The sequence below is a fragment of the Edaphocola aurantiacus genome (genome assembly GCF_019797745.1).
Taxonomy (GTDB): Bacteria; Bacteroidota; Bacteroidia; order Chitinophagales; family Chitinophagaceae; genus Edaphocola; species Edaphocola aurantiacus.
Map to the genome: position 1 here is coordinate 248,847 of NZ_VOSI01000004.1, position 24,679 is coordinate 273,525.

27 protein-coding genes are annotated in these 24,679 nt (G+C 42.7%); 10 read left to right on the plus strand and 17 right to left on the minus strand.

Annotated features, from left to right (window positions below; all coding sequences use genetic code 11):
• Positions 1-82: 82 nt before the first annotated feature.
• From FTD44_RS13065 to FTD44_RS16240, 7 genes are all read right to left on the minus strand, one after another.
• Positions 83-583, minus strand: a complete 501-nt coding sequence (locus FTD44_RS13065; protein ID WP_222166859.1) for a hypothetical protein — start codon at positions 581-583, stop codon at positions 83-85.
• A 9-nt stretch (positions 584-592) separates the two neighbouring features.
• Complete coding sequence (locus FTD44_RS13070; protein WP_222166860.1) at positions 593-799, minus strand: crAss001_48 related protein; 207 nt, start codon at positions 797-799, stop codon at positions 593-595.
• A gap of 444 nt (positions 800-1,243) precedes the next feature.
• Positions 1,244-1,810: a DNA cytosine methyltransferase gene (locus FTD44_RS13075; protein WP_222166861.1), complete on the minus strand. Its 567-nt coding sequence runs from the start codon at positions 1,808-1,810 to the stop codon at positions 1,244-1,246.
• A 30-nt stretch (positions 1,811-1,840) separates the two neighbouring features.
• Complete coding sequence (locus tag FTD44_RS13080) at positions 1,841-2,083, minus strand: hypothetical protein (protein ID WP_222166862.1); 243 nt, start codon at positions 2,081-2,083, stop codon at positions 1,841-1,843.
• Positions 2,080-4,581, minus strand: a complete 2,502-nt coding sequence (locus FTD44_RS13085; RefSeq protein ID WP_222166863.1) for a BT4734/BF3469 family protein — start codon at positions 4,579-4,581, stop codon at positions 2,080-2,082. The genes FTD44_RS13080 and FTD44_RS13085 overlap by 4 nt, the downstream gene beginning before the upstream one ends.
• A 548-nt stretch (positions 4,582-5,129) precedes the next feature.
• On the minus strand, positions 5,130-5,342 hold the full coding sequence (locus FTD44_RS13090) for a hypothetical protein (protein ID WP_222166864.1): 213 nt from the start codon (positions 5,340-5,342) through the stop codon (positions 5,130-5,132).
• On the minus strand, positions 5,339-5,608 hold the full coding sequence (locus FTD44_RS16240) for a helix-turn-helix domain-containing protein (protein ID WP_222166865.1): 270 nt from the start codon (positions 5,606-5,608) through the stop codon (positions 5,339-5,341). The genes FTD44_RS13090 and FTD44_RS16240 overlap by 4 nt, the downstream gene beginning before the upstream one ends.
• A 128-nt stretch (positions 5,609-5,736) precedes the next feature.
• Here FTD44_RS16240 and FTD44_RS13100 point away from each other — a divergent pair, with 128 nt between their 5' ends.
• The 6 genes from FTD44_RS13100 (at position 5,737) to FTD44_RS13125 (ending at position 10,983) form a co-directional block, all read left to right on the plus strand.
• Positions 5,737-6,081 carry a hypothetical protein gene (locus FTD44_RS13100; protein ID WP_222166866.1) on the plus strand — a complete coding sequence of 115 codons (345 nt, stop codon included), beginning with the start codon at positions 5,737-5,739 and terminating at the stop codon, positions 6,079-6,081.
• Between the two features lie 13 nt (positions 6,082-6,094).
• Positions 6,095-6,796, plus strand: a complete 702-nt coding sequence (locus FTD44_RS13105) for an FG-GAP repeat protein (RefSeq protein ID WP_222166867.1) — start codon at positions 6,095-6,097, stop codon at positions 6,794-6,796.
• A gap of 358 nt (positions 6,797-7,154) precedes the next feature.
• Positions 7,155-7,829, plus strand: coding sequence for a hypothetical protein (locus FTD44_RS13110; RefSeq protein ID WP_222166868.1), 675 nt, complete (start codon positions 7,155-7,157; stop codon positions 7,827-7,829).
• A gap of 537 nt (positions 7,830-8,366) precedes the next feature.
• A complete protein-coding gene (locus tag FTD44_RS13115) occupies positions 8,367-9,116 on the plus strand; it encodes a hypothetical protein (protein ID WP_222166869.1) in 750 nt (249 codons plus the stop codon).
• A gap of 407 nt (positions 9,117-9,523) precedes the next feature.
• A complete protein-coding gene (locus tag FTD44_RS13120) occupies positions 9,524-9,901 on the plus strand; it encodes a hypothetical protein (RefSeq protein WP_222166870.1) in 378 nt (125 codons plus the stop codon).
• Positions 9,902-10,002: 101 nt separating this feature from the next.
• Positions 10,003-10,983 (plus strand): EamA family transporter, encoded by a 981-nt coding sequence (locus FTD44_RS13125; RefSeq protein ID WP_222166871.1) that lies wholly within the window; start codon positions 10,003-10,005, stop codon positions 10,981-10,983.
• Positions 10,984-11,052: 69 nt separating this feature from the next.
• On the opposite strand, the gene FTD44_RS13130 is transcribed toward FTD44_RS13125, so the two are convergent.
• The 9 genes from FTD44_RS13130 to pheS all read right to left on the minus strand — a co-directional run bounded on the left by FTD44_RS13130 (position 11,053) and on the right by pheS (position 19,384).
• Entirely contained in the window at positions 11,053-11,781 is a 729-nt protein-coding gene (locus FTD44_RS13130) for an outer membrane beta-barrel protein (protein WP_222166872.1), read from the minus strand.
• 59 nt (positions 11,782-11,840) lie between these two features.
• Positions 11,841-12,476, minus strand: a complete 636-nt coding sequence (locus FTD44_RS13135) for an HD domain-containing protein (protein WP_222166873.1) — start codon at positions 12,474-12,476, stop codon at positions 11,841-11,843.
• Positions 12,477-12,480: 4 nt separating this feature from the next.
• On the minus strand, positions 12,481-13,227 hold the full coding sequence (locus FTD44_RS13140; RefSeq protein WP_222166874.1) for a metallophosphoesterase: 747 nt from the start codon (positions 13,225-13,227) through the stop codon (positions 12,481-12,483).
• A gap of 8 nt (positions 13,228-13,235) precedes the next feature.
• Positions 13,236-13,787, minus strand: a complete 552-nt coding sequence (locus FTD44_RS13145; protein WP_222166875.1) for a DNA-3-methyladenine glycosylase I — start codon at positions 13,785-13,787, stop codon at positions 13,236-13,238.
• Between the two features lie 46 nt (positions 13,788-13,833).
• Positions 13,834-14,460, minus strand: a complete 627-nt coding sequence (locus tag FTD44_RS13150; protein ID WP_222166876.1) for a hypothetical protein — start codon at positions 14,458-14,460, stop codon at positions 13,834-13,836.
• A gap of 44 nt (positions 14,461-14,504) precedes the next feature.
• Entirely contained in the window at positions 14,505-15,260 is a 756-nt protein-coding gene (locus FTD44_RS13155; RefSeq protein ID WP_222166877.1) for a hypothetical protein, read from the minus strand.
• A 113-nt stretch (positions 15,261-15,373) separates the two neighbouring features.
• A complete protein-coding gene (gene rho, locus FTD44_RS13160; protein ID WP_246625436.1) occupies positions 15,374-17,071 on the minus strand; it encodes a transcription termination factor Rho in 1,698 nt (565 codons plus the stop codon).
• Between the two features lie 221 nt (positions 17,072-17,292).
• Complete coding sequence (locus tag FTD44_RS13165) at positions 17,293-18,282, minus strand: NAD-dependent epimerase/dehydratase family protein (RefSeq protein WP_222166879.1); 990 nt, start codon at positions 18,280-18,282, stop codon at positions 17,293-17,295.
• A 70-nt stretch (positions 18,283-18,352) separates the two neighbouring features.
• Complete coding sequence (gene pheS / locus FTD44_RS13170; RefSeq protein WP_222166880.1) at positions 18,353-19,384, minus strand: phenylalanine--tRNA ligase subunit alpha; 1,032 nt, start codon at positions 19,382-19,384, stop codon at positions 18,353-18,355.
• Between the two features lie 113 nt (positions 19,385-19,497).
• Here pheS and FTD44_RS13175 point away from each other — a divergent pair, with 113 nt between their 5' ends.
• Positions 19,498-20,316: a hypothetical protein gene (locus tag FTD44_RS13175; protein ID WP_222166881.1), complete on the plus strand. Its 819-nt coding sequence runs from the start codon at positions 19,498-19,500 to the stop codon at positions 20,314-20,316.
• Between the two features lie 77 nt (positions 20,317-20,393).
• Here the strand turns inward: FTD44_RS13175 and scpA are convergent, their stop codons facing one another.
• Positions 20,394-22,520, minus strand: a complete 2,127-nt coding sequence (gene scpA / locus FTD44_RS13180) for a methylmalonyl-CoA mutase (RefSeq protein WP_222166882.1) — start codon at positions 22,518-22,520, stop codon at positions 20,394-20,396.
• A gap of 61 nt (positions 22,521-22,581) precedes the next feature.
• Here scpA and FTD44_RS13185 point away from each other — a divergent pair, with 61 nt between their 5' ends.
• The 3 genes from FTD44_RS13185 (at position 22,582) to FTD44_RS13195 (ending at position 24,663) form a co-directional block, all read left to right on the plus strand.
• Entirely contained in the window at positions 22,582-23,238 is a 657-nt protein-coding gene (locus tag FTD44_RS13185; protein ID WP_222166883.1) for a hypothetical protein, read from the plus strand.
• A 58-nt stretch (positions 23,239-23,296) separates the two neighbouring features.
• Complete coding sequence (locus FTD44_RS13190; protein ID WP_222166884.1) at positions 23,297-23,965, plus strand: hypothetical protein; 669 nt, start codon at positions 23,297-23,299, stop codon at positions 23,963-23,965.
• 92 nt (positions 23,966-24,057) lie between these two features.
• Positions 24,058-24,663, plus strand: coding sequence for a hypothetical protein (locus tag FTD44_RS13195; RefSeq protein WP_222166885.1), 606 nt, complete (start codon positions 24,058-24,060; stop codon positions 24,661-24,663).
• Positions 24,664-24,679 lie beyond the last annotated feature (16 nt).

Below are 24,679 nucleotides of genomic sequence, written 5' to 3' on the forward strand. Positions count from 1 at the left end.
TCGGCGGGAGTTCCTACAAGTGCGGTAAGTATAACCGGGAGTACGAATGCGCCGGGCATGGCGTTTATAGGAAATAATCTACTCATCGGTTGTACATTTTGTTGAACCAGCCTACCTTTTTACTCGGTGCCTGCTCCTTTTCCTGCTGCTCCTGCTGCACCATCCGGGAGAACGATACGATTTCGGCTTTCAGTTTTTTGTTTTCTTCCAGCAGGGCTTCATACCTGGTATGCAGCTCTTTTGCGCCTTTCGCCCGGTCTCGTAGTTCCGTGTGTATATTGGCAAGCCTTGCATACTTTGCCTTTTCTTCATTAAGTTGCTCCTGTAAAAAGATGTCCTGGCTTGCATCTACACTGTTTGCAGTTTCGATTTGTCGTTGTAGGTCTGCATTCAGGTTTTCCAGTTCGGACACCGTGGATGCAAAAGCATTACAGCGGTTTTCATGCTGGTCTAACACTTGCAGGAAGAGGTTTGCCAGCGTCGGGCTTTCAGGTATACTAATGCCTACGACTTCACAGAAGGTGGCTATACGCTCCAGCTGATCACCGGAGAAGTACACCGACATTTTGTTTTTTAAGTCCATTGGTAAGGTTTAAAACAGGGAGATACGGTCAGCCAGTATTGTAGAATACTCGCTCATCGCGTTGAACTGGTTGGTAAGTAACTCCTGCTCGATTGAGTGCAGGTTTTGGAAAATATCAGTCTTAAGGAACTGGGACAGCTTATGTAATTTTTCGTCGAGTTCGATTCTTTCGGTAACGACACGCTGCTGATGTGGGAGAAGATTTTCTGTATTCATGATGTGTTAAAATGTGTCGACAAAGTTGCATACACATCGAGCCGAAAAGAACACCGTTCCATAAACAGAACAAAAGGCCGTGTATGCAGTGTTTGCACTTTCGGACTATGTTTGGACTGGTTTTGGACTGGTTTTGGACTGTATGAAAAAGCCTGAAAGCAGCATACAATATGCTTTTTCTAGCTTGAAAGTCCAAAAGCCCAAAAAATCTATGGTAATAATACTAAAGTATAAAATAGAAGAAAAAATATAATATATAGTATTCGGGATTTTTGATTTTTTCCGGAGCCGCCAAAAGCCCAAAATCCAAAATCTCAACCACCGTTGCTGTCAGGGGAGAGGCGAAGCGCGGGAGCCGGGGTGCTGCGCTAAAAAGGTATCCCCCGCCGAAAGGGCGGGGGATGGTTTCAGGCCGGCTTCGCGCGGCGGTGTGGCAATGGGAGGTTAGATGTTACCCCATTGATCTGCTATAGCTTGAGCTATGCCGGGGTATGTCTTCGATCTTAACTTTTGACGATCTACTGACGGGGGCATTTTCCATATACGATTTTCCCGGCCGGGAACAATATGAGTAGGTGTAAGGTTTGGCAGGTTGTGCAGCCACAACCAAGTTTCCTTTGTTTCACCGTGCCCAAACTGCCAAGGTTGAATAACTTGTGTCTTAGGGCCGATAAAACGCTGCATGATCGTTTTAGGTTGCTCCAATCCTACCATATCGCACACTTTTCGAGCTTCCAGCCATGCTTTTTTGCATAGCTCTATCCCTTCTAACCTGAGAGGGCTATTCCAGTACCAGCGGTTGCCGCTAATGGCAGTATAGGTGCAAGGGGGGTGAAGCATTATCAAATCCCATTTTTGTAGATGTATGGCATCGAAAATGTCCATTTTCAAATGCCTGTCAGGAATCGATCCTGAACATTCCTGAATATCGCAGCTGTAAGCGTTGTGTCCACGTTTTACAAACTCGTAAGTTATTGCCTGGCTTTCTTCAAATCCTAAAAGTATATCCAATGTTTTGCCGGGTATAGGGAGCCGGGGCCGTTATTGAGGTTTGTAATTACTGTTTAACTGTATTGTATGGATGGTGCCGTTTACTGGCAGGAATACGCTATCTATTAGCACCGTAACCCGGTTGTAACCGATATGAAAGCTATCGCAGTAAATGACCGTTGGTGCCTGGTAACTGAGCTGGCTAACGGTAACGATATATTTTCGCTTGGATGGCTGCAGCTCGCAGGAAGAAAGGCAGCAAAGGGATAGCAGGGCTATAATGATATGTTTCATAAATCAAGGGGTTTAAAATTGGTGTCTCCACTGTCCGGGGCTGCTATTGGTTGCCCTTTTACTGTGAAGGTGTAGTAATCTACTCCGGAGCGGCGGTCGCGGCCGTCCTGTTTGTGCGCGTTTATTTCCAGGTCGTTCAGCTCGGCCCACATCTTCACAAACTTGGACCAGGTATTTTTCTTTGGCGGGTATTTCGGCTTTGCATGATCCAGGTACTTTTCATACAGCTTGCCCGCGTCGTATTCTTTATGCCCGTATTTCATTTGATCCTTTACGGTCTCGTCCATGTATTCGACAAACTCTTCTGATGCAGTGTCGATCAGTTTATTCATACCGTAATTGTCCAGCGGGAAAGCCAGAAGGCCATCGCGTAAGTGCATATGCAGGCAGTTCAGCATGAAGCAATAGTAACGTGCCCACTCGTCTGCATCCCAATCGTGGAAGAACATACGGCCAAACTCGATAGCGGGGGTGTGGCTGGCGTTAAAGTAGGTGCCAAACTCTACGATCTGCTGCCTGGCTAACATACTTTGCCCTTCACCCTTAATACTTGAGTTAGAGGATAGGTACATTTTCGGTGAATCCTGGTAAGGAATAGTGATCGTATCGACGTACATTTTCTCAATCGAAAAATCCTCTGTCAGCAAGGAATACAGCCGGGTAAAGTCAAAGTTTGATCGTACATCGTCAAAGTTTATAATACCGGTATCGAGCGTAACTTTAGAGAAAGGGCGGTTGCCGTCAAATTTGAAGTTACGGCCATCCAGGGTGGTCACCTTCAGCATACGGTCGGCCAGCTTAATAAACAAAGACTTGCCGGAGCGGCCGTTGTTATCATTCCCTGACCGGAGCGACTTATCTACAGCGATAACGGCTTTGGTCAGAACCGGGCTTTTGTAACGGTGTAGTAAATAGCCCATCGTGGTACACATACTATTGTACTTTGCCCATTCTTCAGGGCTCCGCTCTGCGATTTCTGCTTTGCGTCCGGTGGCTACTAACCACATATAGCGGTTTACATCGCTTTCCTGGTAGTCTATATCTTTATATTCGGTCTCTATCTGCTGCTTTCTCCAAATTGCACCCTGACGGTCGGTATAGTCTATCATTTTTATACCGTCTGATGTAATCTCTGCATACTTATTGCTAAAGTATATATACGCTGCTTTGGCCGTGTCTCGCTTAAAATCGGGCGTATAGTACTCCAATCCTTCTAATATACCAGTGCTGCAATAGTTCTTTGCCCCGCGCCGGAACATTTCACGGACACTTTTAAACTCATTTGAAGGTTGGCTTTTCAGGTATTCGATCATAAATTCTTTGATCTTCAATTCATTCACCAGCTCGATTACGTTACGGTTATGGTCTACGTGTATAAACTGATAGCCTTCACCCGCTTTATACTTGTAAAAGCCATTGTTTTGAAGGAATGTAATTGCATCGTCGTAACTATACTTATACTCTCCCAGCGGTTCATCTGTTTTCGGGTCTTTTAATACCTCTCCGGTTGCCTTATCCCTTTTAGGTACCTGATACCAGAATAGAACGGTTTCATCATACATCGGTGGCACTGCTTCCGGATCTTCTTGTTTTAGTTTTAAACCAGTACCCCGTAAATCAGACGATACCAGGTCAAGATACTTGCTGCTTTCATTACTGAATTTGCTGTAAACTGATTTGATCGTCGCTAAGTCCTCTTTGTCCGGTTCCGGCCACCCACAGAAATGCGCTACACCATCGGCACACTGTTGAATACCCAGGCCGTAACGGTTCGCCTGTATTGCGAACTGGTTTATATAGGCATTGTACGTGCCATCCATTGGCTGCACCGTTTTTGTAACGATCTCGTGTATCTTATCCCAATAGTCAGTACCACTTTTAGCCGTGTTGGCCGGCTTTGGTTTAGCTGGTGCAGGCTTATCGGCTTTGCGCGGGGTATAGGTGGCAATAAACTGCTGATCTATCGCATACGGGCTATTATTGACGTATGCTTCCGGATCGTATGACAGGAAGCATAAGCGGCAAACATCTTTTCCGGATTCATCTATGACCAGGGAATATTTACTAAACAGATACCCTTTTAGGGCTTCAAACACCTCTAAATGCTTGGAGTAATCGGCTTGGGTATAAAATACCAGTTTCAGCCCGTTGCCGCTGGGAGACACAAAGCAGGCCGCTAAGAAAATATCGTCTTCTGTTAGCTGGAGCTTTACGGATTCTACATTGTCCAGGTCGTCAATGTCTATACAGATAAAGCCCGTGTAATCTGTCAGTGCATCAGCACTACGTTTCGCGAATGTTCCTGACCAGGTTACGGCTGGCAGAGCTTTTTTAAATTCTGATCGTTGCTTCTTATCGGTTATGTTCCTTAGTTCGGTAATTTCATTCTCATAAGTACCATCGGTAATGCGCTGTAGTGCTTCATTGAATGATATTACGCCCGCAGGAACTTTACTGCGAGCGTTAGAAAATATGGATATTTCGGTATTTTGGATCATGGTTATATACTTTGCAGGGCTTGGGACATGATTTTTTGTGTAATACATTTATTGGCCGGCATGTGGTACATCTTATATCCCATGTATATTAAAGCCTTATGCAAATGCAGCATTGAAAAGAAGAATTGGTTGTTAGCCACTTCCATCATTTGCATAAGATTCATTGGCTGGCAATTATGTGATAGTGCGGCTTTATAGGCTATTCTTTCGTCCGGATTAAGTGAAGTATACCACTCTTTCCAATTGTTATATTTACCAGTCATTATCGGGATATTGAGGGGTGAAGGGAATTAATTTCTTAAGCGTGAGTAATTGTTGAAATTCGGCGGCGGTTCTCGATACGATCTGTTGCTGGGTATGCCCAAACTCGACCAGGTAACACACCTGGTGATCGTCGGGGCGTTGAGGGCAAGATATGAGCAGGAAGGCGCGGCGGGTTTGTTCATTCTTGTAATAGGTCAGCGGCTCAAAACAGTACCGGTTTTCCCGGTCGCATTTGCATTGATCCTCTTTAAAGTCGGGGGGTGAGCAGGCGCGGGTACACATAATTAGCCCAGGGATAAATATTCAGTGTATTTAAAATCATGGCCTAAGTAAAACAATGGTGCCACTTTTTTAAACTCTACCAGTTCCTTTACTGTAAATTTTTTATACCCTACCAATATTGTAGGACAAAGGGAAATTGTCTTATTTTCTGCATTGAATGCTGTAACGCGCATATTCCCAATAGTTACAGCCCAAAAGGTTTTTTTCTTGCTCATAACTTTTTATCGTTTATAAGGTCGCTTATTTCAACATTTAAAATATCTGCTATATGTAGTAAGGACATTGCCGGTATATCTGCATGATCTCCTGTTGTCAGATTGCACCACCGGGAAAGTGTGCTTTTGCTAATGTTCCCACACTTACGCATGATGCGTTGCTTTACCTTACTACGAACCACCGGAGTCATGGCAAGCAGGTACGAATTGATGTTGTACCGGAGCTTTGGCGGCTTTGGGGCTTCTTTGGTTAGTTTTTGTTCCATATAGGGAATTTTATTTTACTTTTGGAACAATCGCAGTTCCAAATATGAAGAAATAAATCATTTACGGAACAAAGGTATAGTGATAAATATCAAATAATGATGAATAATCACAAGTATTTATAATTTGTATGCTTAACTATAAGAAAATCAGCACATTAGTAAAATCTATAGGCTCGTCTAAAATGGAGTTTTATAAGTTGATTGGCGTTACTCCTACTGGATTTCGCCAAACAATGGAAAAAAAGACCATGAAAGTTGATACATTAGAAAGGATTGCTATATACTTTGACAAACCTATATCCTACTTCTTTGATGAAGTCGAAATTACAAGTCCCGAAACAGTTCCAAAGGATAAGTATTACGAATTACTTGAAAAGTATAATAACTGCTTAGAAGAAAAAGACATTCTCAGTAAAAGCGATGAAGAACCTGCACCTGCGAATAAAAAACGTATTAAAAGTGTTCATAAATAGTAATTAATCACACATGAAAAAGTTATTCATTATCCTGGGTATTTCTGTATTACCCACCTGCATATTTGCACAAATAAAGAGTACTACATTAACCCGTGATATTGGTGAGTTACATATAGAAGCTGTTATTCCTAGTATTGAAATGACAGAGGCTCACGAAACACCTGCTGGAAACATTCCAGCAGAAGTGAGTTCGCGTCAAACAGGCGTAGTAAAACTATATGTCAAAGGAAACAATACCCCTTTTCTTGTTCATAAGAGCGCATCGATACATATTGAAAACGATAAAGGAAAATTGTCTTTGCCTTTAGATGGTAATATTGATTTCAGGGATTATAATTTCGATGGTCATGCTGATATTGCAATTGTGGGCGAACCGGGAGGGTATAATTTTTATAGATACACAGTATATCTATACAATAAATCGACTGATAAATTCATAAAATCTAAAGCTATAGAAGAAATAAATAATCAAGTCTGTTGCGGTATTAATATTGACAAAGGGAAAAAACTAATTTATACTGATGATAAGGATGGTTATGCTTGGAACCAAATGAAGTACTATACATTTAATACTGATAACTCCTTGAAATTGGTAAAGATTAAGACTTACGGTATTTCTAAAACGAACAAACCATTTTTCACAATTGAATCACCTGTTAATGGTGTAATGAAGAAACGGAATGTTACAGAAGAAGCATTTCTTAATGACTAATATTTTCATACATAAATTGCTACACGACTACATAAATCATACACGAGAAATACAGATTCAACAAGGGTTACAGCATTGCGCCCGACTATCCGGTATTCTCCACAATTCCTCTGAAAACCGCTATAGTAGCGGTTTTTTTTGTGTATCACATATTCGTCTCGTGTATCTATCCGCAATTTTCAAGCGTGGCATGAAGAAGCTATCCCCAGCCTTAAAACAATTTTATGTAGAATATTTATGCTGTCTTGAGAAATATATTATTTTTAAGGAGCAAATAAAAATCTTAAAGAAATAAAGCCGAGGACCAACAAAACCAGTTGCTAAGGGTATTCATTAACTAAAATTAAAACTGAAATCGATGAAAAGATTATTGCTACTATTTCTATTATTGATAGGTATTAAAGCTAATGCAGACCAGTTACAGATAATAACACAAGCTCAGGCACAACAAACAGAAAGCTTATTTAAAAATAACGGGATAAGGCAGGTTATTCTTTTTTGTGGATGCTGTGAAAACGAAACGCCAATTAAAGTAAATATTGATAGGTATTATACTAAGATTTATAATGCTAGTGCAAATGAATATGAATTTGTGATAGAAGGACATACAGAAGCTGGTAAAACGATAAAAGAAAGTGTTGATCTTGCATATACATATGTTAAGGTTGGAACTTTAGCGGAATGTGTAGGTAAAGTGCTTTCATTTGAGTGTGATCCGTGCTCCCTGCCATTTGAGTGGAGTTTAAAAAGTAAAAAAGCTGGTGAGATCGAAATAAATAATACATCCAGCGATAGGCTTGTAGTTTTTGTTCCATCAGGAGGTATTATGATTACTCAACCAGGGGTAATGAGTGCAAAAGTATGGGTTGATCGTCAAGGTAATATTACGCGATACATTATACTTTCTGCTACAAATGAAGAATTAAAGAAAATATTAGAATCCAAAATACGAGAAATCAAATTTAATAAACTTTCCACGGCTCCCGTAGAACAAAATGGATTAATTACAATAAAGTTTAAGTTTAAAAATTAATGTGTACAACATAAAGCAATCCAACTGGTGGAAAAAGATATCTTTCTAGGATTCTATGTAATTGCCCAAAACAGGTTTGTACCTATTATTATTTTGGGCAAAAAAGATAACATACTATCTAAAATTCTTATACCAGCAATTGCATTATGTACTATTGACTATTTAGTTATTCTATTTGCAATACAATCACGAACAAAAAATAAATAACTTATACAAATGCTGGTGCAAAAGCCGGTTTTGACAGAAATAGAGTGCAGACTTGATAATGATTAAAGATGGAAGAACTTTTTTCTATATTCTCCAGAATCATCTGAAATCATCTCCTAGAGCGGTTTTTTGTGTATCAAATATTAGTATCATGTATCCATCCGCAATTTTTAAACGTAGTATGAGGAGACTGCCTCCAGCCTTAAAATAATTTTATGTAGAATATTTATGCATTCTTGAGAAATATATTATTTTTAAGGAACAGAAAGATAGATGGAAAATTGGGAGTTGAGAAGCTGACTGCTAAAAACTTTTTAACTAATATATGAAATGATAAATAATAACAATGTTCAAAATTATATTTCTTATTTATACAAAAGGAAAACTGGGAATAATATACCTGATGATGTTTTAGAGTCATGGAGTAATCTAGAGGATGACGAAATCAGCTTACATCTTACAGAGCTATATAATAGCTGGCGCATCGGAGTAAATGATGCAAAAATGATGGAGAATGAATTTATTAAAATTAATAAGCCAAAACCTTTCATTCCTCCAATACAACAATATGAAGAAGCTACTGTAGAAAAACGACCCATTAAAGAGGAAGAAACAATAATATATAAAGATGTTCATCATGATTATCCTGAACCTAAGCGAGGCTTTATACGTCCATGGTATTGGTGGGGAGCTTTAATCGTTATTGCTATTGCTTTATTATCTTATGTGTCTATTAAATATATATATACTGATTCTTCCGAAGATGATTCTACTGAATCATATATAGAGGAACCGCAAATAGAGAATAGCGCTAAATCTTATGCAGAGCCAATTCCGGTTACTTCCCAGCCACCAGTTGAACAAAATGAAAATACATATACAGCGCAAATTCCAAATGGTGGCGAGGTGAATATTATTGGTACGGTAAGTGTGTCCACAAAAGGCTTTTTTGGTACAAAAAATGCACATAGAATAGAAAGGCAGTTGCGAAAGGAAGCTGAAAAATTATATCCAAACAATGCGGGGATTACAAATGTTAGATATGAAGGTAATAGTGCTTTTGCAGATGTTTTAAATTGATAATCCTGATATAAATAGTTCACTTGACCTAAGTAAAAAAGTAATGTAAAACTTTCGAGGATAGAATACTTTCCACAAACAGCGGTGGCAATTGCCCCGCTATTTTATTTTTAAAGCGCCTTAAATGTCAATCCGGTATTGATTTTAAGGCGCTTTTTTATTCTGATACTTGTCCTCCTTTTTGACTTCAACGTTTTCATTCTGTTTTAAATAATGGAGTAAAATGAGAATTAATAACTTAAGTGTGGAAAATAGTAGCTATTTGAAATGATATGGTAATCAATAAGATGCTTTTCGAATAAAAATTGCTTTATTGACTATCAATAAAGCAATTTACTTAGATGTATACTGGTTGCCGAAAAAAGTACTTACTATCGTGCTTTATTTTACCTGCTCATTTTTTATCTATGAAGAAAATTATACTATTGTCAGTACTTCCCTTCGCTATTGTTGCAGCCTCTATTATCTCCTGTAGCAATGAGGGCCACTCTAATAAAGTGCGTATAAGCACAATAAATTCAATATTGTATCCGGTAGTTACTAAATATCAGAAAAAAGGGAGATCCGGCAGATACGATCTTATGAGTGATCAACTCACACATAATGTTATTAGCTTAGGACTCTTAGATAATGTTACGAAGGTTTACATTACCTACTTCTTTGATGAGTCTGCGCAACAAGAGAAAGCTGAGCTGATCATCATTGGCAATAAGCATAAAATAGCAACGGCACACTCTTTTGATTTGTCAACTAATGATGATGGATATTTTGTAATACAAGATTAGATTAATATAGCATATAAAGCATACTACAGATAAAACTCGAATGATAAAGACCAGGACTAATCAATATCCTGGTCTTTGTTTTACCATTTTTATAGAAAAGGATGCTTGAATTATTTAAAATGCTGGCAGTAAAGCCGGTATCTTTGCCATCATTGAAGCAGAGCAATAGTTCGCTGCAGTATACGATCATGAAAACAAAACATCTTTTAGTAGCACTACTCATTGCCCTTGTCTGGGGAGTGAATTTTATCGCCATTCATATAGGACTGGAAGTATTTTCTCCGTTTTTACTCAGTACGATTCGTTTCGGGCTTAGTGCCTTTCCCTGGATATTTTTTCTGCCCAGACCTAAAGCCCCGCTGAAACTCATTCTAGGCTATGGTGTGTTTACTTTTGCCTTACAATTCGGATTACTCTTTAGCGGTATTCATCTGGGATTGTCGGCAGGTCTGGCATCACTTGTATTACAGGTGCAGATGTTTTTCTCTATGGGACTGGCTGCACTCTTTTTTAAAGATCGTCCCAGCGCATGGAAGATTGTTGGTTCGCTGATCTCATTTATAGGTATTGGCATTGTAGCTAGTCATGCAGATGGCAGTACTTCATTGATAGGCCTTATCCTCACCTTGCTGGCAGCTTTATCCTGGTCGATCGGAAATATGTTTACCAAAAAAGTAGATGCTGCATCACCGCTGGCACTTGTAGTATGGGGCAATCTGGTTGCTTTCCCTTTTATGGCAGTGACTTCATTGCTTTTAGAGGGGCCGGAAATGATAGGAAATTCATTTCAGCATGTTTCTGCAGAGACAATTGCTGCAGTCATCTATATTGTATATGTCTCTACCCATGTAGGCTATGGTGCCTGGGGTTATCTATTAAAATCATATCCTACCGCAACGGTGGTACCATTTACCTTGCTGGTGCCTGTTGTAGGCTTCCTGAGTTCGGCTTTAATTTTAAATGAGGATTTATTACCCTGGAAGATTACAGCATCTGTATTTGTGATGGCGGGTCTTGTCTTTAATCTGATGGAAAAACAGGTTCGCGGACTGCTTGTCAAGCGAAAAACAAAAACTGAATAAATATTATCAGTAAAGTATTCTGACATCAAAAGCCGCGCTAAGCGCGGCTTTTGATGTCAGAATACTTCTTTATATCTTCCAGTATGTGCCTATATTCAGGCCATAGTTGTAGAGGTTTTCTTTTACCGGAGCATTAACACTTTTGATCACAGCAAACCGGAAAATGGGTTCCAGTTTAAGATGTACTTTCTCATTTAAAGCATAGTCAACACCGGCGCTGAGTTGTGCCGCGAGATTGAATTTTCGGTAATACGAAGTGTTTGTTGTTTGTATCTCTGTTTCACTGCTTGCATAGAAGAGGCTTTGCCTGGTCTGTTCACGGAGCAGATACATAGCATTTAATCCCGCTCCTGCAGTGAATTTCAGCCGTTTGTGTCCAAAGGTTACATTAACTGTTGCCGGAAGTATCAGATAATTAATATTATACAACATACTGACTTGAGTGGGAAGTGCGGGATTCGGGAACGCATAAATCAGGTCTCTTCGCTTAGTTTGGCCACCCCAATTACTATATTGCAAGCCACTATTCAGGCTTATATGTTCATTCAGCTGATAGCCTAAAGATACCCCGGCTGTATATTGAGGCCGCGGTATTTCGCTCTGATTCCGGGAATCCTTAGCTATTGCACTTCCCTGATCTCCGGGAGTAGCCCGGAGCAGGCGATAATTGATCTGAGGGCTTACATTAAGCCCGATCTGCCATCGGGAAGGTTTGGCTGATTGATGGCCGGCAGGTGCTTCCTGGGCCATGGCAGCAACGCTGAGCAGCATGCTGCAGGATAATAGGAGTTTGTGCATATATTAGTAGTTAGTATTTCATAAACGTGCGTATTGTTGATTTCAGTATCAGATGCGGATCAGATGTCTTCCTCATAAAACTGTAGTTCTTTTACTAAATTTTCTCTGGCCTTCTCCTCATATTGCCCATAGAAATACTCCGTTTTAAACAGGCGGGGCATATCCAGAAAATGCTGTATGACTCTGGCTCTTCCGGGATAATATTGTTCATCGGGATAGATAGCATATTCTTTACGGATGTCTTTGGCATACTGTATATACCGCTCCCAGTCCTGCCCCAGGATACTCAGGTCTGCATCAGTAAAATAGTTTATATCCATATCAGCAGAAACAGTATGTGCTTTTGTCGCCAGGATTGTGTCTATACACTGTTGCACCTTTTCAGCCGGGAGCTGCAGGGCATCCAATATTTCTTTGGCAAATGCGGCACTTTGCTCTTCATTATCCTGACGGCTGGCATCATAAATAATATCATGGTAGCAAAGGGCCAGCCAGATTACTTCGGTGTCCTGTAATTGATCCTGTATAGCAGATAAAGTACTGTACATCTGATCCAGGTGCTGCAAAGTATGATAATGGCGACCACAGGCACTATACGCCCTGGTAATATCATTCCAGAGGCGGTCCTGTGCATGTAATGCAGCTCCATATTGGCTTATTTGCTGAATAAATATTTCGCGAAGTGTATATGACATGCTGCTATAATTCTATTATCATTTTTCTTTCAAAGCCATTATCGGGTTGATCAATATAGCCATGAGGGTTACAGATAATTTCGGTTTGTCCGATTGTATATCTGGAGGGTGTATGAATATGCCCATGAATCCAGTATCTTGGCTGGTATGTTTCGATCAGCGACTCCAGATTGGAAGCATATGCTGTGGAAACATTATCTTTTGCAAATATTTCAGGCAATGATCTAGGACTTGGGGCATGGTGTGTAATGACGATATTTTTGCTAGTCGATGGTTGACTTAGGCTATCTTTCAGCCAGTTTACCGACCTGTTGTGTATTTTGTATGTATCAATTGACCTTAAGCGGGAATAAGAGGCGCCATAAGTAATTTTTTTATAATCATTCATTCTGTCCTGACATATCATCCCATATGTTCTTGCATCTCCGAACAATTCGAAGTTTGTCCATAATGTGGCACCATGGAAAGTAATATCCTCGATAACTACTGATTCATTTTCTAAAACGTGTACCTGGGTATCCAATGCTGATTCTTTGATTTTATGCAGTGTTTTAGGATAGTTTCCTTTGTAATATTCATGATTACCTAAAACATAGATAATCGGAATATCTTTGTTTAGCGTCCGCATCCATTCCACGCCTTTCGTACCCAGGTGAACATCCCCAGCCATAATAATCAGATCTATGTCTGTAAAGTTCAGGAGTTCAGCACCAAATTCCATGTGCAGATCACTGATGATCTGTATCCTCATATTTTATCTTATTTCTTAGCCCACAATGCACCTGCTTTTACTGCTTTTTGGTGCACCAGACAACTTTCTGTATGTGCTCCGGGTAGGTAGCCTATACTCATCAGGAATTCCCCAACGATCTCGCCACCGGTAAAGCGAAACGTCTTTTTAAACAGCTTTACCCACTCCTCTTTTGTTTTGGGATGATGGTGCTCCAGCCATTTCTCAAAAGAACCGAATTCTTTTTGCAGCTGCTGAATGGTCTTCGCATTGTCAATAGCAGCATTGACTTTAAGGCGGTTGCGGATAATGCCGGCATCGTTGAGCAATCGCTCCCTGTCCGCCTCTGTATAAGCCGCAATGGCAGCGATGTTGAAATTGTTATATGCAGCGCGAAAGGATTCTTCTTTTTTGAGGATCGTTTCCCAGCTCAGGCCTGCCTGGTTGATCTCCATGATCAGCCGGCCGAACAGTTCATTATCATCATGAATCGGGAAGCCGTAATGATGGTCATGATAACGTTTGTGCAGGTCTTTGCGGGCCTCGGGTTGCATGGTTTCTATAGCAGCGCAGTAGGACATTTTATATAAATTATGTAATTATTTAAGCGATAATGTTGCAGAGCGATCAGGAAGTATAATCCGTATCGTTCATAAAGGGGAAATTATGATCATAAGGTTCCTCGGAAAATATTTTATTGATCCGGGGTTGTATGATCCAGATACCTACCGGGAAGAACCATAGCAGGAAGAACTCCCCAGCGAAATCACTGAAGGTTACCGGTCTTTGTGTCTCGACTGCTTTTAATGATTTGGCATTATAATACAGGGTGTATAAGAGGCAGAAAATAGAAAACAGGTGTACCGGAATGATGAGTAACAGGGCAACAGATATGACAACCGGGATACTATTGTCCGGTGATTCAATATCCATAGTTTTCAGGACCAGTGGCATGAATACAAGCAGGATCAGCCCTATATAGACAAGTGGTATAAACAGGAACCATTTGAATCGCTTTAACGGCATAGGTACACTGGGAGGAAGGCGCTTGTGCAGGTTTGTGCCGATCGTATATGACCAGCCCATCTGCATGAACAGGACGATAAGCATCATGATACTGAAAACGACTATTATATCCGGATTGAATGTTTGTGAGAAGATGACTGAAGGGATAAAACAAGCCTCCAATGCCAGGGGCAGGGCAAATGTAATTAAGAAAAACTGCCAGTGCTTGATGCGCAGAAAGAAATTCATGAGCGTGTATTTATGGTTGCAAAGATCAAATATACGGAATAGATTTACCGGAGCGGCTGTGTTCTGACAAATATTAAAGTGTCCATTACACGATCCATTGAACCGGTTATAAGGGTATCTTGGTTAATTGTATAAACTGGGATATTCTCTCTCAGACAATAACGATGTAAGGATATACCCATACCTATAATGTCATCTTTCATACCATGCCAGTAATAATCTGCGATCTCGCCGGTATCATTGTTCACAAACATATCTGCCCGCCCGTTATCTTTGAAGTGTATGGTCAGCTCATTTGCCCCCTGCCCGGGATAGTTTAATAACCGGACAGGAATGTAAGCTGCATGTATTAGCTTCCACCAGCCCCTGATATGTGAGCGGATCGAGTCTCCTGTCTGAAATTCTGCTAATCTTTCTTTGAAGTCATCTGGTTTGGAGTACGAGCTTTTACGATAATAGTATACTTGTTTGTTTGGGCGTGTAATAATCAGCCGGTTTGTGTCGGTCTGCCAGAATGTATATCTGAAGTCCCCTTTATGAAAAATGCTATCATGACGTACTACCAGTGCACTGTCGAGAATATAATGATCATGTTCATAACTGAAGCTCCAGAACGTATTTGTATCTGGAAACCAGGCGCACTCTTGTTTCCATTCTTCTGGCATTGGGTATATAGAATCCAGATGCCATTCTCCTGTAAGCAAAGATTTGGGCAGTTGTTGTTTATGACCGCAGGACCCGAATAGGTTGCACAGTGCAACAGAAATCATCATCAAGTACAGACGCTGAAAGGAATTCATATGAGCATGGTATGTACCTAAAGATAATGTAATAAAGTAAAATATACCATACGTAATACAAAAGAAGCGCCGCTGAATAGCGGCGCTTCTTTTGTATTAATTTATAATTCAGATTATTTGTTCATTGTAATCAGGAACTCTTCATTGCTGCGGGTTCCTTTCATATTCTGCAATAAGAATTTCATCGCCTCATCTGTATTCATATCGGACAGGTGGTTACGCAATACCCACATTTTACCCAGCGCTTCCTTGCTCATCAGCAGATCGTCACGACGGGTAGAGGATGAGGTAATGTCGATAGCCGGGAAGATACGTTTGTTGGCCAGTTTACGATCCAGTTGCAGCTCCATATTACCGGTACCTTTAAATTCCTCGAAGATATAATCATCCATACGGGAACCGGTATCAGTCAGGGCTGTAGCCAGAATCGTCAGTGAGCCACCGTTTTCGATCTTACGTGCCGCACCAAAGAATTGTTTTGGTTTCTGCATGGCATTAGCTTCCACACCACCACTCAGTACCTTACCGGATGCCGGAGCCACGGTATTGTGCGCGCGTGCCAGGCGGGTAATAGAGTCGAGCAGGATCACTACATCATGACCTACTTCTACCAGGCGCTTGGCCTTCTGTAAAGCAATACCCGATACCTTAACGTGTTTCTCTGCAGGCTCGTCAAAAGTAGAGGCGATCACCTCTGCATTTACGCTGCGCTGCATATCTGTCACCTCTTCCGGACGCTCATCGATCAGTACGATCATCAGGTAACATTCAGGGTGATTCGCGGCAATCGCATTAGCGATCTCTTTCAGCAACATGGTTTTACCTGTTTTAGGCTGTGCCACAATCAGGCCACGCTGTCCTTTACCGATCGGGGTAAACAGGTCCATGATACGTGTGCTCAGGTTGCTTGCGCCCATATCCAGGTTCAGTTTCTCATTCGGGAAAAGCGGAGTGAGGTAATCAAATGGTACACGGTCACGGATCTCTTCCGGCAGGCGACCATTGATGGTAGATACTTTAAGCAATGCAAAATATTTCTCACCTTCTTTTGGTGGACGTACATTACCTTTTACGGTATCGCCGGTTTTCAGGCCAAACAGTTTGATCTGAGAAGGGGAAACATAAATATCATCCGGAGAGCTGAGGTAGTTATAGTCACTGCTGCGCAGGAAACCATAACCGTCAGGCATCATTTCCAGTACACCTTCACTTTCAATCACGCCGTCAAATTCAATATTGAAATTGCTTTGCTCCTGTTGGTTGCGGTGCTGCTGTTGTTGCTGTTTATTGTTATGTTGTTGTTTATTTTTATGTGCGTAACGCTCAGTTTGTGGTTCTGATACAGGATTAGGCTCCTGTAATTCGATTGCTTCACCAGATTCGGTTACGATTACTTCTTTGGTAGGGGTAGTAGGGGCTGCACTGGATTCATTGCTTATAGTAGCAGGGGCAGTAGTTTCTTCCGGTGCGTCAAACTCCAGATCAGCAGCTTCGTTGATTGCCTGTATTTCTGTTTTAGTCTTTTTAACCTGTTTCTTCGGTCTGGCTTCTTTTTTTAATTTGTTTTCCAGTACAGGTGCTTCCTCAATTGCCGGAGTTACTTCAGGTGCCGGAGAGCTTTGTTCTTCTCCTTCTTCGGCAGTCTTTTTTTCTATTCTCGGCTTACGTGCTCTTTTCGGTTTGTCCGGTTCAAGGGCACTTGTTGAAGCCTGTTTGTCAATGATTTTATATATTAATTCCTGCTTCTCTAATTTTTTGAAATTAGTCACTCCAAGTTGTTCCGCTATATCGTTTAGCTCTGGAACAATCATCTCTTGAAGTTGATTGATATCGTATGGCATTGAATAAGTTTGATTAAGTTTAGTGATTCTTTGATAGAATGTACACGTGGGGGGATTTGTGTGAAATTGTTGAAATAAAATTTAGGAAGAGAGACCGGAGCGATTTGAATATTTCGCCCGACTTGTTATGCAAGATTACAAAAAAAATACCGAATAGCAAAAAAATAATAATACGTATGCCGTGTTGCCTACTAGGCACGGGCAGTTGAAGTCTGTACCTGCAGAAAGGCACCTGCCATACGTTGAATCGTTTCGGATATAGGTGTAAAATGGAACTCTGGCATGGCCTGCAACCATTTAGTATTGTCGTAAAAGCACTGAGATTGTGCGGTACGCGCGGTTTCTCGGGTAATGCTGGAGCGCTTACCAGTAAATATTTTTTTGAGGGCCATCAGCCTCCACAATAAACCGGAAGCCAGTTTGCCCGCTTTCCGGTAAGGCGCTTTCTTTCCTAAAGCCTGTGCCATAAGGGTGAAAATATCACGGTAAGAATGATTGCCTTCTGTAAGGATAAAACGTTCCTCCTGTATATCACTATGCATCAGGGAGATCATGGCACGGGCCACATCTTTTACATCTACCCAGCCATTAACCCCTTCGGTATACCAGGACAATTCATTATAAGCTGTCTTGATTAATGCCGCAGAGCCCTCGTTCCAGTCATGGGTTTCACCCAGGATAATACCGGGGTTTATGATCACAGCATTCAGTCCTTCTGCCATGCCGCGCCATACTTCCATCTCGGCATAGTACTTACCTATGGCGTAGGCCGAGTTGGTTGAACTATCCTGCCAGTGTGTTTCTTCAGTGACTTTATGTGTCTGTGCTGCTGCACGACCCAGTGCCGCAATACTGCTGACATGCACCAGTCTGCGTACACCTGCATCCATCGCTTCGTCTACGACATGAGCCGTAGCCATACGGTTATGCTCTACCACGCGGTGCTGGTCTTTTGCCTCGAACGATACGATGGCAGCACAGTGAAATACGGTATCTACTCCTTTCATCACCTCGGCTACGGCATAAGTGTCCAGCAGGTCGCAGGCACACCATTCTACCAGCGGATGCTCCCATTCCGGACGGCGCTTGTGATACAATGCGCGTATCGGAACAGACAGTCCTGTAAGTTCTGTCAGTAGATGATTGCCCAAAAAGCCGCTTGCGCCGGTAACTAATATCAAGAGTAAATCGTTTAGAGTATTGTATATACTAAAAGGCAGTAAGCCCTTGGGCTTACTGCATCTGTAACATTTATTGAATTGGGGTAAACTGCTTCAAGAAGCGTACGTCATTCTGAGAATATAAACGTAAATCGTTTACCTGGTACTTGATCTGTGTAATACGCTCTACACCCATACCGAAAGCAAAGCCAGAATAGACTTCAGGGTCAATGCCGAAGTTGCGCAGCAGGTCTGGATGTACCATACCACAACCCAGGATCTCTACCCAGCCGGTATGTTTACACAGGTTACAGCCATCACCGCCACATACTGTACAACTGATATCCATCTCAGCACTCGGCTCGGTGAACGGGAAGTATGACGGACGGAAACGTACTTTAGTATTGCTGCCAAACATTTCTGTCACGAAGTAATAGAGTACTTGTTTCAGGTCTGCAAAAGACACATTTTTATCAATGTACAGTCCTTCTGTCTGATGGAAGAAACAATGTGCACGGGCGCTGATCGTTTCATTGCGGTACACTCTTCCCGGGCAGATCACTCTTACCGGAAGGTTACCTTCTTCCAGCACACGGGCTTGTACAGAGGAAGTATGGGTACGTAAGATCCAGTCCGGGTTTTGGGCTACATAGAATGTATCCTGCATATCCCTTGCCGTATGGTCTGCCGGCATATTCAGCGAGGTGAAGTTATGCCAGTCATCTTCGATTTCCGGTCCTTCCGCTACGGTAAACCCGATTTTGTTAAAGATGCTTACAATCTCATTTTCAGTTACCCTCAGCGGGTGACGGGTGCCTACCGGCATATGTGTGCCCGGCAGGGATAAATCTATACCTGCCTGCTTAGCCTGGCCGGAGCCGCCCTGTAAATGCTTGAATTTTTCGTAATGCCCTTCTGCAAACTGTTTGAACGCATTCAATAACTGACCCGCATCCTTTTTATCGGCAGGGGCTACATCTTTCATTGCGCCGAAAACGTCTTTTACTAAACCTTTAGTGCCTAAAAATTTAATACGAAACGCTTCCAGTTCGTCTGCATTACCGGGCTGTATATTGGCAATTTCCTGCTGGAGTGCCTCAACTTTTTGCTTCAAAAATTCCATAAGACTGCAAATATAAATAATTGCCACTGTTTTAGGTAATAGCTAGCCGAATGTATTGAGAATTTTTAATAGCCGTATATTGTTATTATCTTGCGCGGCAATATATCATATATATGCATTTGAATATTTGTCTGAAGAAATGGAGTATCGGTCTGCTAATCCTGTTGTGTACAGGTAACCTGTTACACGCACAGGATTACCGGTTTACTGTAGGGGTATTGTATAACTATAGCTGGGGTAATGATGCGTATGCCCGTAAAATCGGAGACTGGAAGGCTGATAATGGTTCCTCCAATTTAGGGATCGATCTGGGCGTGAAGACTTATCCCTGGTTGAGCACGAAGCAATTTGTATACCTGGGAGGCCGTTATTTGGTGCAGCATAGCATCCGCTCTGTTACCCCCGAGCCCATTGCTTCATTTAACCAAACGGGAAAAGAAGAGCTGGAGTATGGCTGGGGCACCTGGTCACTGGTAGCCAGGTATGGGCATAGAGTAGATTGGACTTATTATTTGTCAACCGCGTTTACAGCGGGTCTCTCTGTCGGCGTACAGGATGGCTACATGTATAGGATAAGCGGTTCCGGCACTACATCAGCGGTAAGTGTTACCCATAATACAGAAAACAGCAGACGATTCCTGCATTCGGCCACTATTATGCCCGCAGTAGAGCTAGGAGTAGAAATTTTTCCATTAGGGCAGGACCAGCGCTTATCTGTAAGCCTTTTGTACATTCAGAACCTGATCGCCAATACGCCCGGCCAGGCAGCAATCACTTACGAGAACAGTCAGGAAAGCGTGAGCAGGGAGTATGGATTCAACAGCCGTGTACGGTACGCTAACTTTGCTGCCGGACTGCACCTGTATTTTGGCCGACTAAAAGGCGGTGTGCGGGTGAATAAGAGTAACCGTAATGATTGTACGTCGATATAGCCATATTGTATTATAAAATTAAACCGGGTCAGATGATAGCATCTGACCCGGTTTAATTTTATAAATAATCCGTTCGCTTAAGCTTCGGCAGCCATTAGCTTTTTCAGGATGTCAATGGCACTTTTAGCAATAATCGTACCCGGTCCGAATACAAAGCTTACACCGGCAGCAAACAGGAAATCGTAGTCCTGCTGCGGGATTACGCCGCCTGCTACCACCATAATATCTTCACGGCCATATTTCTTCAATTCCTCGATTACCTGAGGTACCAGTGTTTTATGACCGGCAGCCAGGCTGGATACACCCAGTACATGCACATCATTCTCAACGGCTTGTTTGGCCGCCTCGGCAGGTGTCTGGAATAAAGGTCCGATATCCACATCAAAACCCAGATCGGCAAAGCTGGTCGCAATTACCTTGGCTCCGCGATCATGACCGTCCTGTCCCATCTTCGCCACCATAATACGGGGACGACGACCCTCCAGTACTGCAAATTCATCGGCTAGTTTACGAGCCTGCTGAAAACTTTCATCCATAGCAATCTCTTTAGAATATACACCGGAAATACTTCTGATCCTGGCCTGGTAACGGCCGAATACTTTCTCCAGGGCAAAGGAAATCTCCCCTAAAGTCGCTCTTAAGCGTGCGGCTTCAATGGCCAGTGCCAGCAGGTTGCCTTTGCCGGAAGTAGCCGCTTCGGTAAGCGCTTCCAGTGCAGCCTCTACTTTAGTATTGTCGCGGTTTTCTTTCAGTTCTTTTAAGCGTGCCAGCTGCTGGATACGTACTTTGGTATTATCTACTTCCAGGATTTCGATATCAGACTGCTCATCGGTAGTATAGTTATTTACCCCTACAATGATATCCAGTCCGCCATCAATACGGGCCTGTTTCTTGGCTGCAGCTTCTTCGATACGCATTTTAGGCACACCGGTTTCGATGGCTTTAGCCATACCGCCCAGTGCTTCTACCTCTTCGATCAGGGTCCATGCTTTTTCTGCAATCTGCTCGGTAAGGTATTCTATATAATGCGAACCGCCCCAAGGGTCTACCGTGCGGCAGATGTCGGTTTCCTGTTGTAAAATGATCTGTGTATTACGGGCAATACGCGCACTGAAGTCTGTAGGTAAGGCAATAGCCTCATCCAGGGCATTGGTATGCAGGCTTTGGGTATGTCCCATCGCTGCTGCCAGTGCTTCAATAGCGGTACGGGCCACATTGTTGAACGGGTCCTGTTCCGTGAGGCTCCATCCGCTGGTCTGACAGTGCGTGCGCAAAGCCATACTCTTTTCTTTAAGCGGGTTGAACTGTTTTACGATTTTGGCCCAGAGCATGCGTGCTGCACGCATTTTGGCAATCTCCATAAAGTGGTTCATGCCTATCGCCCAGAAGAAGGACAGGCGCGGTGCAAAGTCATCAATTTTCAGACCGGCACTGATACCTGTACGGATATATTCCAGACCATCAGCCAGGGTGTAGGCCAGTTCAATATCGGCCGTAGCACCGGCTTCCTGCATGTGGTAGCCGCTGATGGAAATAGAGTTGAATTTGGGCATATTCTGAGAGGTAAACTCAAATATGTCCGCAATAATCTTCATGGAGTGTTCCGGCGGGTATACATAGGTATTACGCACCATGAACTCTTTCAGGATATCGTTCTGTATGGTACCGCTCAGTTTCTCCATGGCTACGCCCTGTTCCTCGGCCGCAACAATATAGAAAGCCAGGATCGGCAGTACCGCGCCATTCATGGTCATGGATACACTCATTTCATCCAGCGGAATCTGATCAAACAGAATCTTCATATCCAGGATAGAATCGATGGCCACACCTGCTTTACCCACATCGCCTACCACACGGTCGTGATCACTGTCGTAGCCGCGGTGTGTAGCCAGGTCGAAGGCTACAGAAAGTCCTTTCTGACCTGCAGCAAGGTTTCGGCGGTAGAAGGCATTACTTTCTTCCGCAGTACTGAAACCTGCATACTGGCGTATGGTCCATGGTTTCTGCACGTACATACTGGTATATGGTCCTCTTAAAAACGGAGCAATTCCGGCTGCGAAGTGCAGTTGTTTTTTATTCTTTATATCCGATAAGGAGTAATTGTTCTGTACCGGAATGCCCTCGGCCGTTGTAAAGGAGGCTTTAGGAGCAGATGTTTCTTTGCCGGCAGGAACAAAGGGAATATCAGAAAATTTTTTACGCATTCTTTGACTATAGATAATAAATGAATCGGGAACAAAGTTAATTAAAAAAAGAGCTTATCCCATGAAGAATCCCGTTTTGCCCGGTTTACTGCTGCTTTGCATGGCTGCAACTCCTGCCATGGCACAACGCTACCAGGGTGTGAGCATACGGAATGCGCGGGCTCAAAAGGATAAAGGCCGTACTGGCTGGAGGCATGAAGTACAGTGCTCCGCTAAGTTTCCCAATGCCCGGGGTGTAAGCCTGGCCCCGTGGCTTTCTTCCCGGAATCTGCATACTGTTTACTCAAACTATGCAGCCGGTTGCGCTGCTTCATATTATGCCACTCCACCCGGCAGGTATGCTTTCGGTATAGATATATATTGGGATGGTAATGTCAGGGCTGTTGAAAGGAACACTGCTCTTTATGCGGAAAGGAAAGAAATGATTACCGCCCTCCTGCAGGTAAAGTATTACTGGAGCGTATTAAGCAGTAGCACATATCGATTGTATAGTGCGCTTGGCGCGGGATTGAGCTATAATAGGTACGTAAACCAGTCGATGGACGGTTTACATTATGGCGATTCCGGCAATTGGCGCTATGAAGGGTTATGGCAATATCAGGCCACAGTATTAGGTATACTCTGTGGCTCCGGAAAATTCAGATTTACAGGTGAGCTGGGATATGGAACCCTGTGGCTTGCGAAAATAGGGCTGAATTACAGTTTAACGGCACCATAAAACCCTGATAAATGATCATGCTATTGTCTTAATTATTGTTTCAAAATCTGTTGTATCTATGTTTGTAACCCGATTGATTTTATTATTTGCATTATTATGTGGCCCACTGTCGCTTGCTGCACAACGCTACCAGGGTGTGAGTATCCGGAATGGAAAGACAAAGCAGCATAAAGATCCCGCACACTGGACGCATGAAGTACAGGTTGCGGTAAAATTTCCGAACGCCCGCGGTGTAAGCCATTCACCCTGGTTTTCAAAGTCCAACCTGAACGATTATACTACCTATTTTACGGGTGCTAACGTGGCTTATTATGCCTCACCCGGCAGCAAATATTCCTTTGGCATGGAGCTGTATTATGATGTAAATAAACGGGCTGAAATTGATCAAAATAATAGGCTTCAATCTGTACATAAAGATATGTTGAGTGCTTTACTGCAGGTTCGTTATTATTGGTATAAGCCAGGTGATCCCGGTGATGAAAATTATTGGCTGTATTCTGGTGCGGGGGTTGGTGCATCTACTACTCAAACGATCATCAGGGGTGCCAGTTATGATCCGCTTGCTGAGGATTTTCAGGATTGGAAATATAAAAGTAACTTTCAATACCAGGTTGTTGTGTTGGGCATGATCGGAGGTCTAGCTAATTTTCGCTTTGTTGGAGAATTGGGTTATGGAACCCTGTTTATAGCCAAAGCCGGGGTCAATTATCGTTTCCAGTCGAGGTGATGCGCAGGGCAGCCTGAAATCTACTTGTATCCTATGTTTTATCGTCTTATCTTGCAGTATCAAACCCTGTTATACCGATGTTTATAACCCGATTGACTTTAATTTTTCTATTATTATGTGGCTCGCTGTCTCTGTCAGCACAGCGCTACAGTAAAGTGTCTATACGTAATGCCCGCCAGCCCAGGGAGTTGGAGCGGTATCATCAGCTGCATATCGGCATAGGCGTGCCGAACAGTGTAGCAGCCAGGGATGATCTCTGGTACAGCAAACCATTGCCATTAAATGCCGGTAATCCTGTATTGCCACCCATGCAGATCGGATATACCTATGGTGCAAGCAAGCGCCTGCAGTTTCTGTTGCATGGCTCATTTGAACAAATGGCGTATGAGCAGGGTAATGGCGAGATTGACCACCACCGCAGTTTTGCCAGCCTGGCACTGGGGGCCAATTATCGTTGGTTTTTACGCAACTCAATAGCCTTATACAGTGGTTTTCTTGTAGGTGGAGGGGGCTCTTTTTATCAGGCTTCAGGAACGGTATCCGGTCAGGAGTATGACCGCAGCAATTACTTTTACCCGGTAGCCCAGTTAACCGTATTCGGTGCCAGCTGGGGCAAGCGGTTCGGAGGGTATACCGAAGTCGCTTTAGGTACAAGGGGTATTATCTTCGGAGGTATTTACTACCGTATTTTTGAATAAAATTGATACTCATTTT

Bases quoted from the DNA above. Each gene is read 5' to 3' on its own strand.
- FTD44_RS13065 (WP_222166859.1), bottom strand. From the start codon at position 583: ATGGACTTAAAAAACAAAATGTCGGTGTACTTCTCCGGTGATCAGCTG.
- FTD44_RS13070 (WP_222166860.1), bottom strand. From the start codon at position 799: ATGAATACAGAAAATCTTCTCCCACATCAGCAGCGTGTCGTTACCGAA.
- FTD44_RS13080 (WP_222166862.1), bottom strand. From the start codon at position 2,083: ATGAAACATATCATTATAGCCCTGCTATCCCTTTGCTGCCTTTCTTCC.
- FTD44_RS13085 (WP_222166863.1), bottom strand. From the start codon at position 4,581: ATGATCCAAAATACCGAAATATCCATATTTTCTAACGCTCGCAGTAAA.
- FTD44_RS13090 (WP_222166864.1), bottom strand. From the start codon at position 5,342: ATGAGCAAGAAAAAAACCTTTTGGGCTGTAACTATTGGGAATATGCGC.
- FTD44_RS16240 (WP_222166865.1), bottom strand. From the start codon at position 5,608: ATGGAACAAAAACTAACCAAAGAAGCCCCAAAGCCGCCAAAGCTCCGG.
- FTD44_RS13100 (WP_222166866.1), top strand. From the start codon at position 5,737: ATGCTTAACTATAAGAAAATCAGCACATTAGTAAAATCTATAGGCTCG.
- FTD44_RS13105 (WP_222166867.1), top strand. From the start codon at position 6,095: ATGAAAAAGTTATTCATTATCCTGGGTATTTCTGTATTACCCACCTGC.
- FTD44_RS13110 (WP_222166868.1), top strand. From the start codon at position 7,155: ATGAAAAGATTATTGCTACTATTTCTATTATTGATAGGTATTAAAGCT.
- FTD44_RS13115 (WP_222166869.1), top strand. From the start codon at position 8,367: ATGATAAATAATAACAATGTTCAAAATTATATTTCTTATTTATACAAA.
- FTD44_RS13120 (WP_222166870.1), top strand. From the start codon at position 9,524: ATGAAGAAAATTATACTATTGTCAGTACTTCCCTTCGCTATTGTTGCA.
- FTD44_RS13125 (WP_222166871.1), top strand. From the start codon at position 10,003: ATGCTTGAATTATTTAAAATGCTGGCAGTAAAGCCGGTATCTTTGCCA.
- FTD44_RS13130 (WP_222166872.1), bottom strand. From the start codon at position 11,781: ATGCACAAACTCCTATTATCCTGCAGCATGCTGCTCAGCGTTGCTGCC.
- FTD44_RS13135 (WP_222166873.1), bottom strand. From the start codon at position 12,476: ATGTCATATACACTTCGCGAAATATTTATTCAGCAAATAAGCCAATAT.
- FTD44_RS13140 (WP_222166874.1), bottom strand. From the start codon at position 13,227: ATGAGGATACAGATCATCAGTGATCTGCACATGGAATTTGGTGCTGAA.
- FTD44_RS13145 (WP_222166875.1), bottom strand. From the start codon at position 13,787: ATGTCCTACTGCGCTGCTATAGAAACCATGCAACCCGAGGCCCGCAAA.
- FTD44_RS13150 (WP_222166876.1), bottom strand. From the start codon at position 14,460: ATGAATTTCTTTCTGCGCATCAAGCACTGGCAGTTTTTCTTAATTACA.
- FTD44_RS13155 (WP_222166877.1), bottom strand. From the start codon at position 15,260: ATGAATTCCTTTCAGCGTCTGTACTTGATGATGATTTCTGTTGCACTG.
- rho (WP_246625436.1), bottom strand. From the start codon at position 17,071: ATGATTGTTCCAGAGCTAAACGATATAGCGGAACAACTTGGAGTGACT.
- pheS (WP_222166880.1), bottom strand. From the start codon at position 19,384: ATGGAATTTTTGAAGCAAAAAGTTGAGGCACTCCAGCAGGAAATTGCC.
- FTD44_RS13175 (WP_222166881.1), top strand. From the start codon at position 19,498: ATGCATTTGAATATTTGTCTGAAGAAATGGAGTATCGGTCTGCTAATC.
- scpA (WP_222166882.1), bottom strand. From the start codon at position 22,520: ATGCGTAAAAAATTTTCTGATATTCCCTTTGTTCCTGCCGGCAAAGAA.
- FTD44_RS13185 (WP_222166883.1), top strand. From the start codon at position 22,582: ATGAAGAATCCCGTTTTGCCCGGTTTACTGCTGCTTTGCATGGCTGCA.
- FTD44_RS13190 (WP_222166884.1), top strand. From the start codon at position 23,297: ATGTTTGTAACCCGATTGATTTTATTATTTGCATTATTATGTGGCCCA.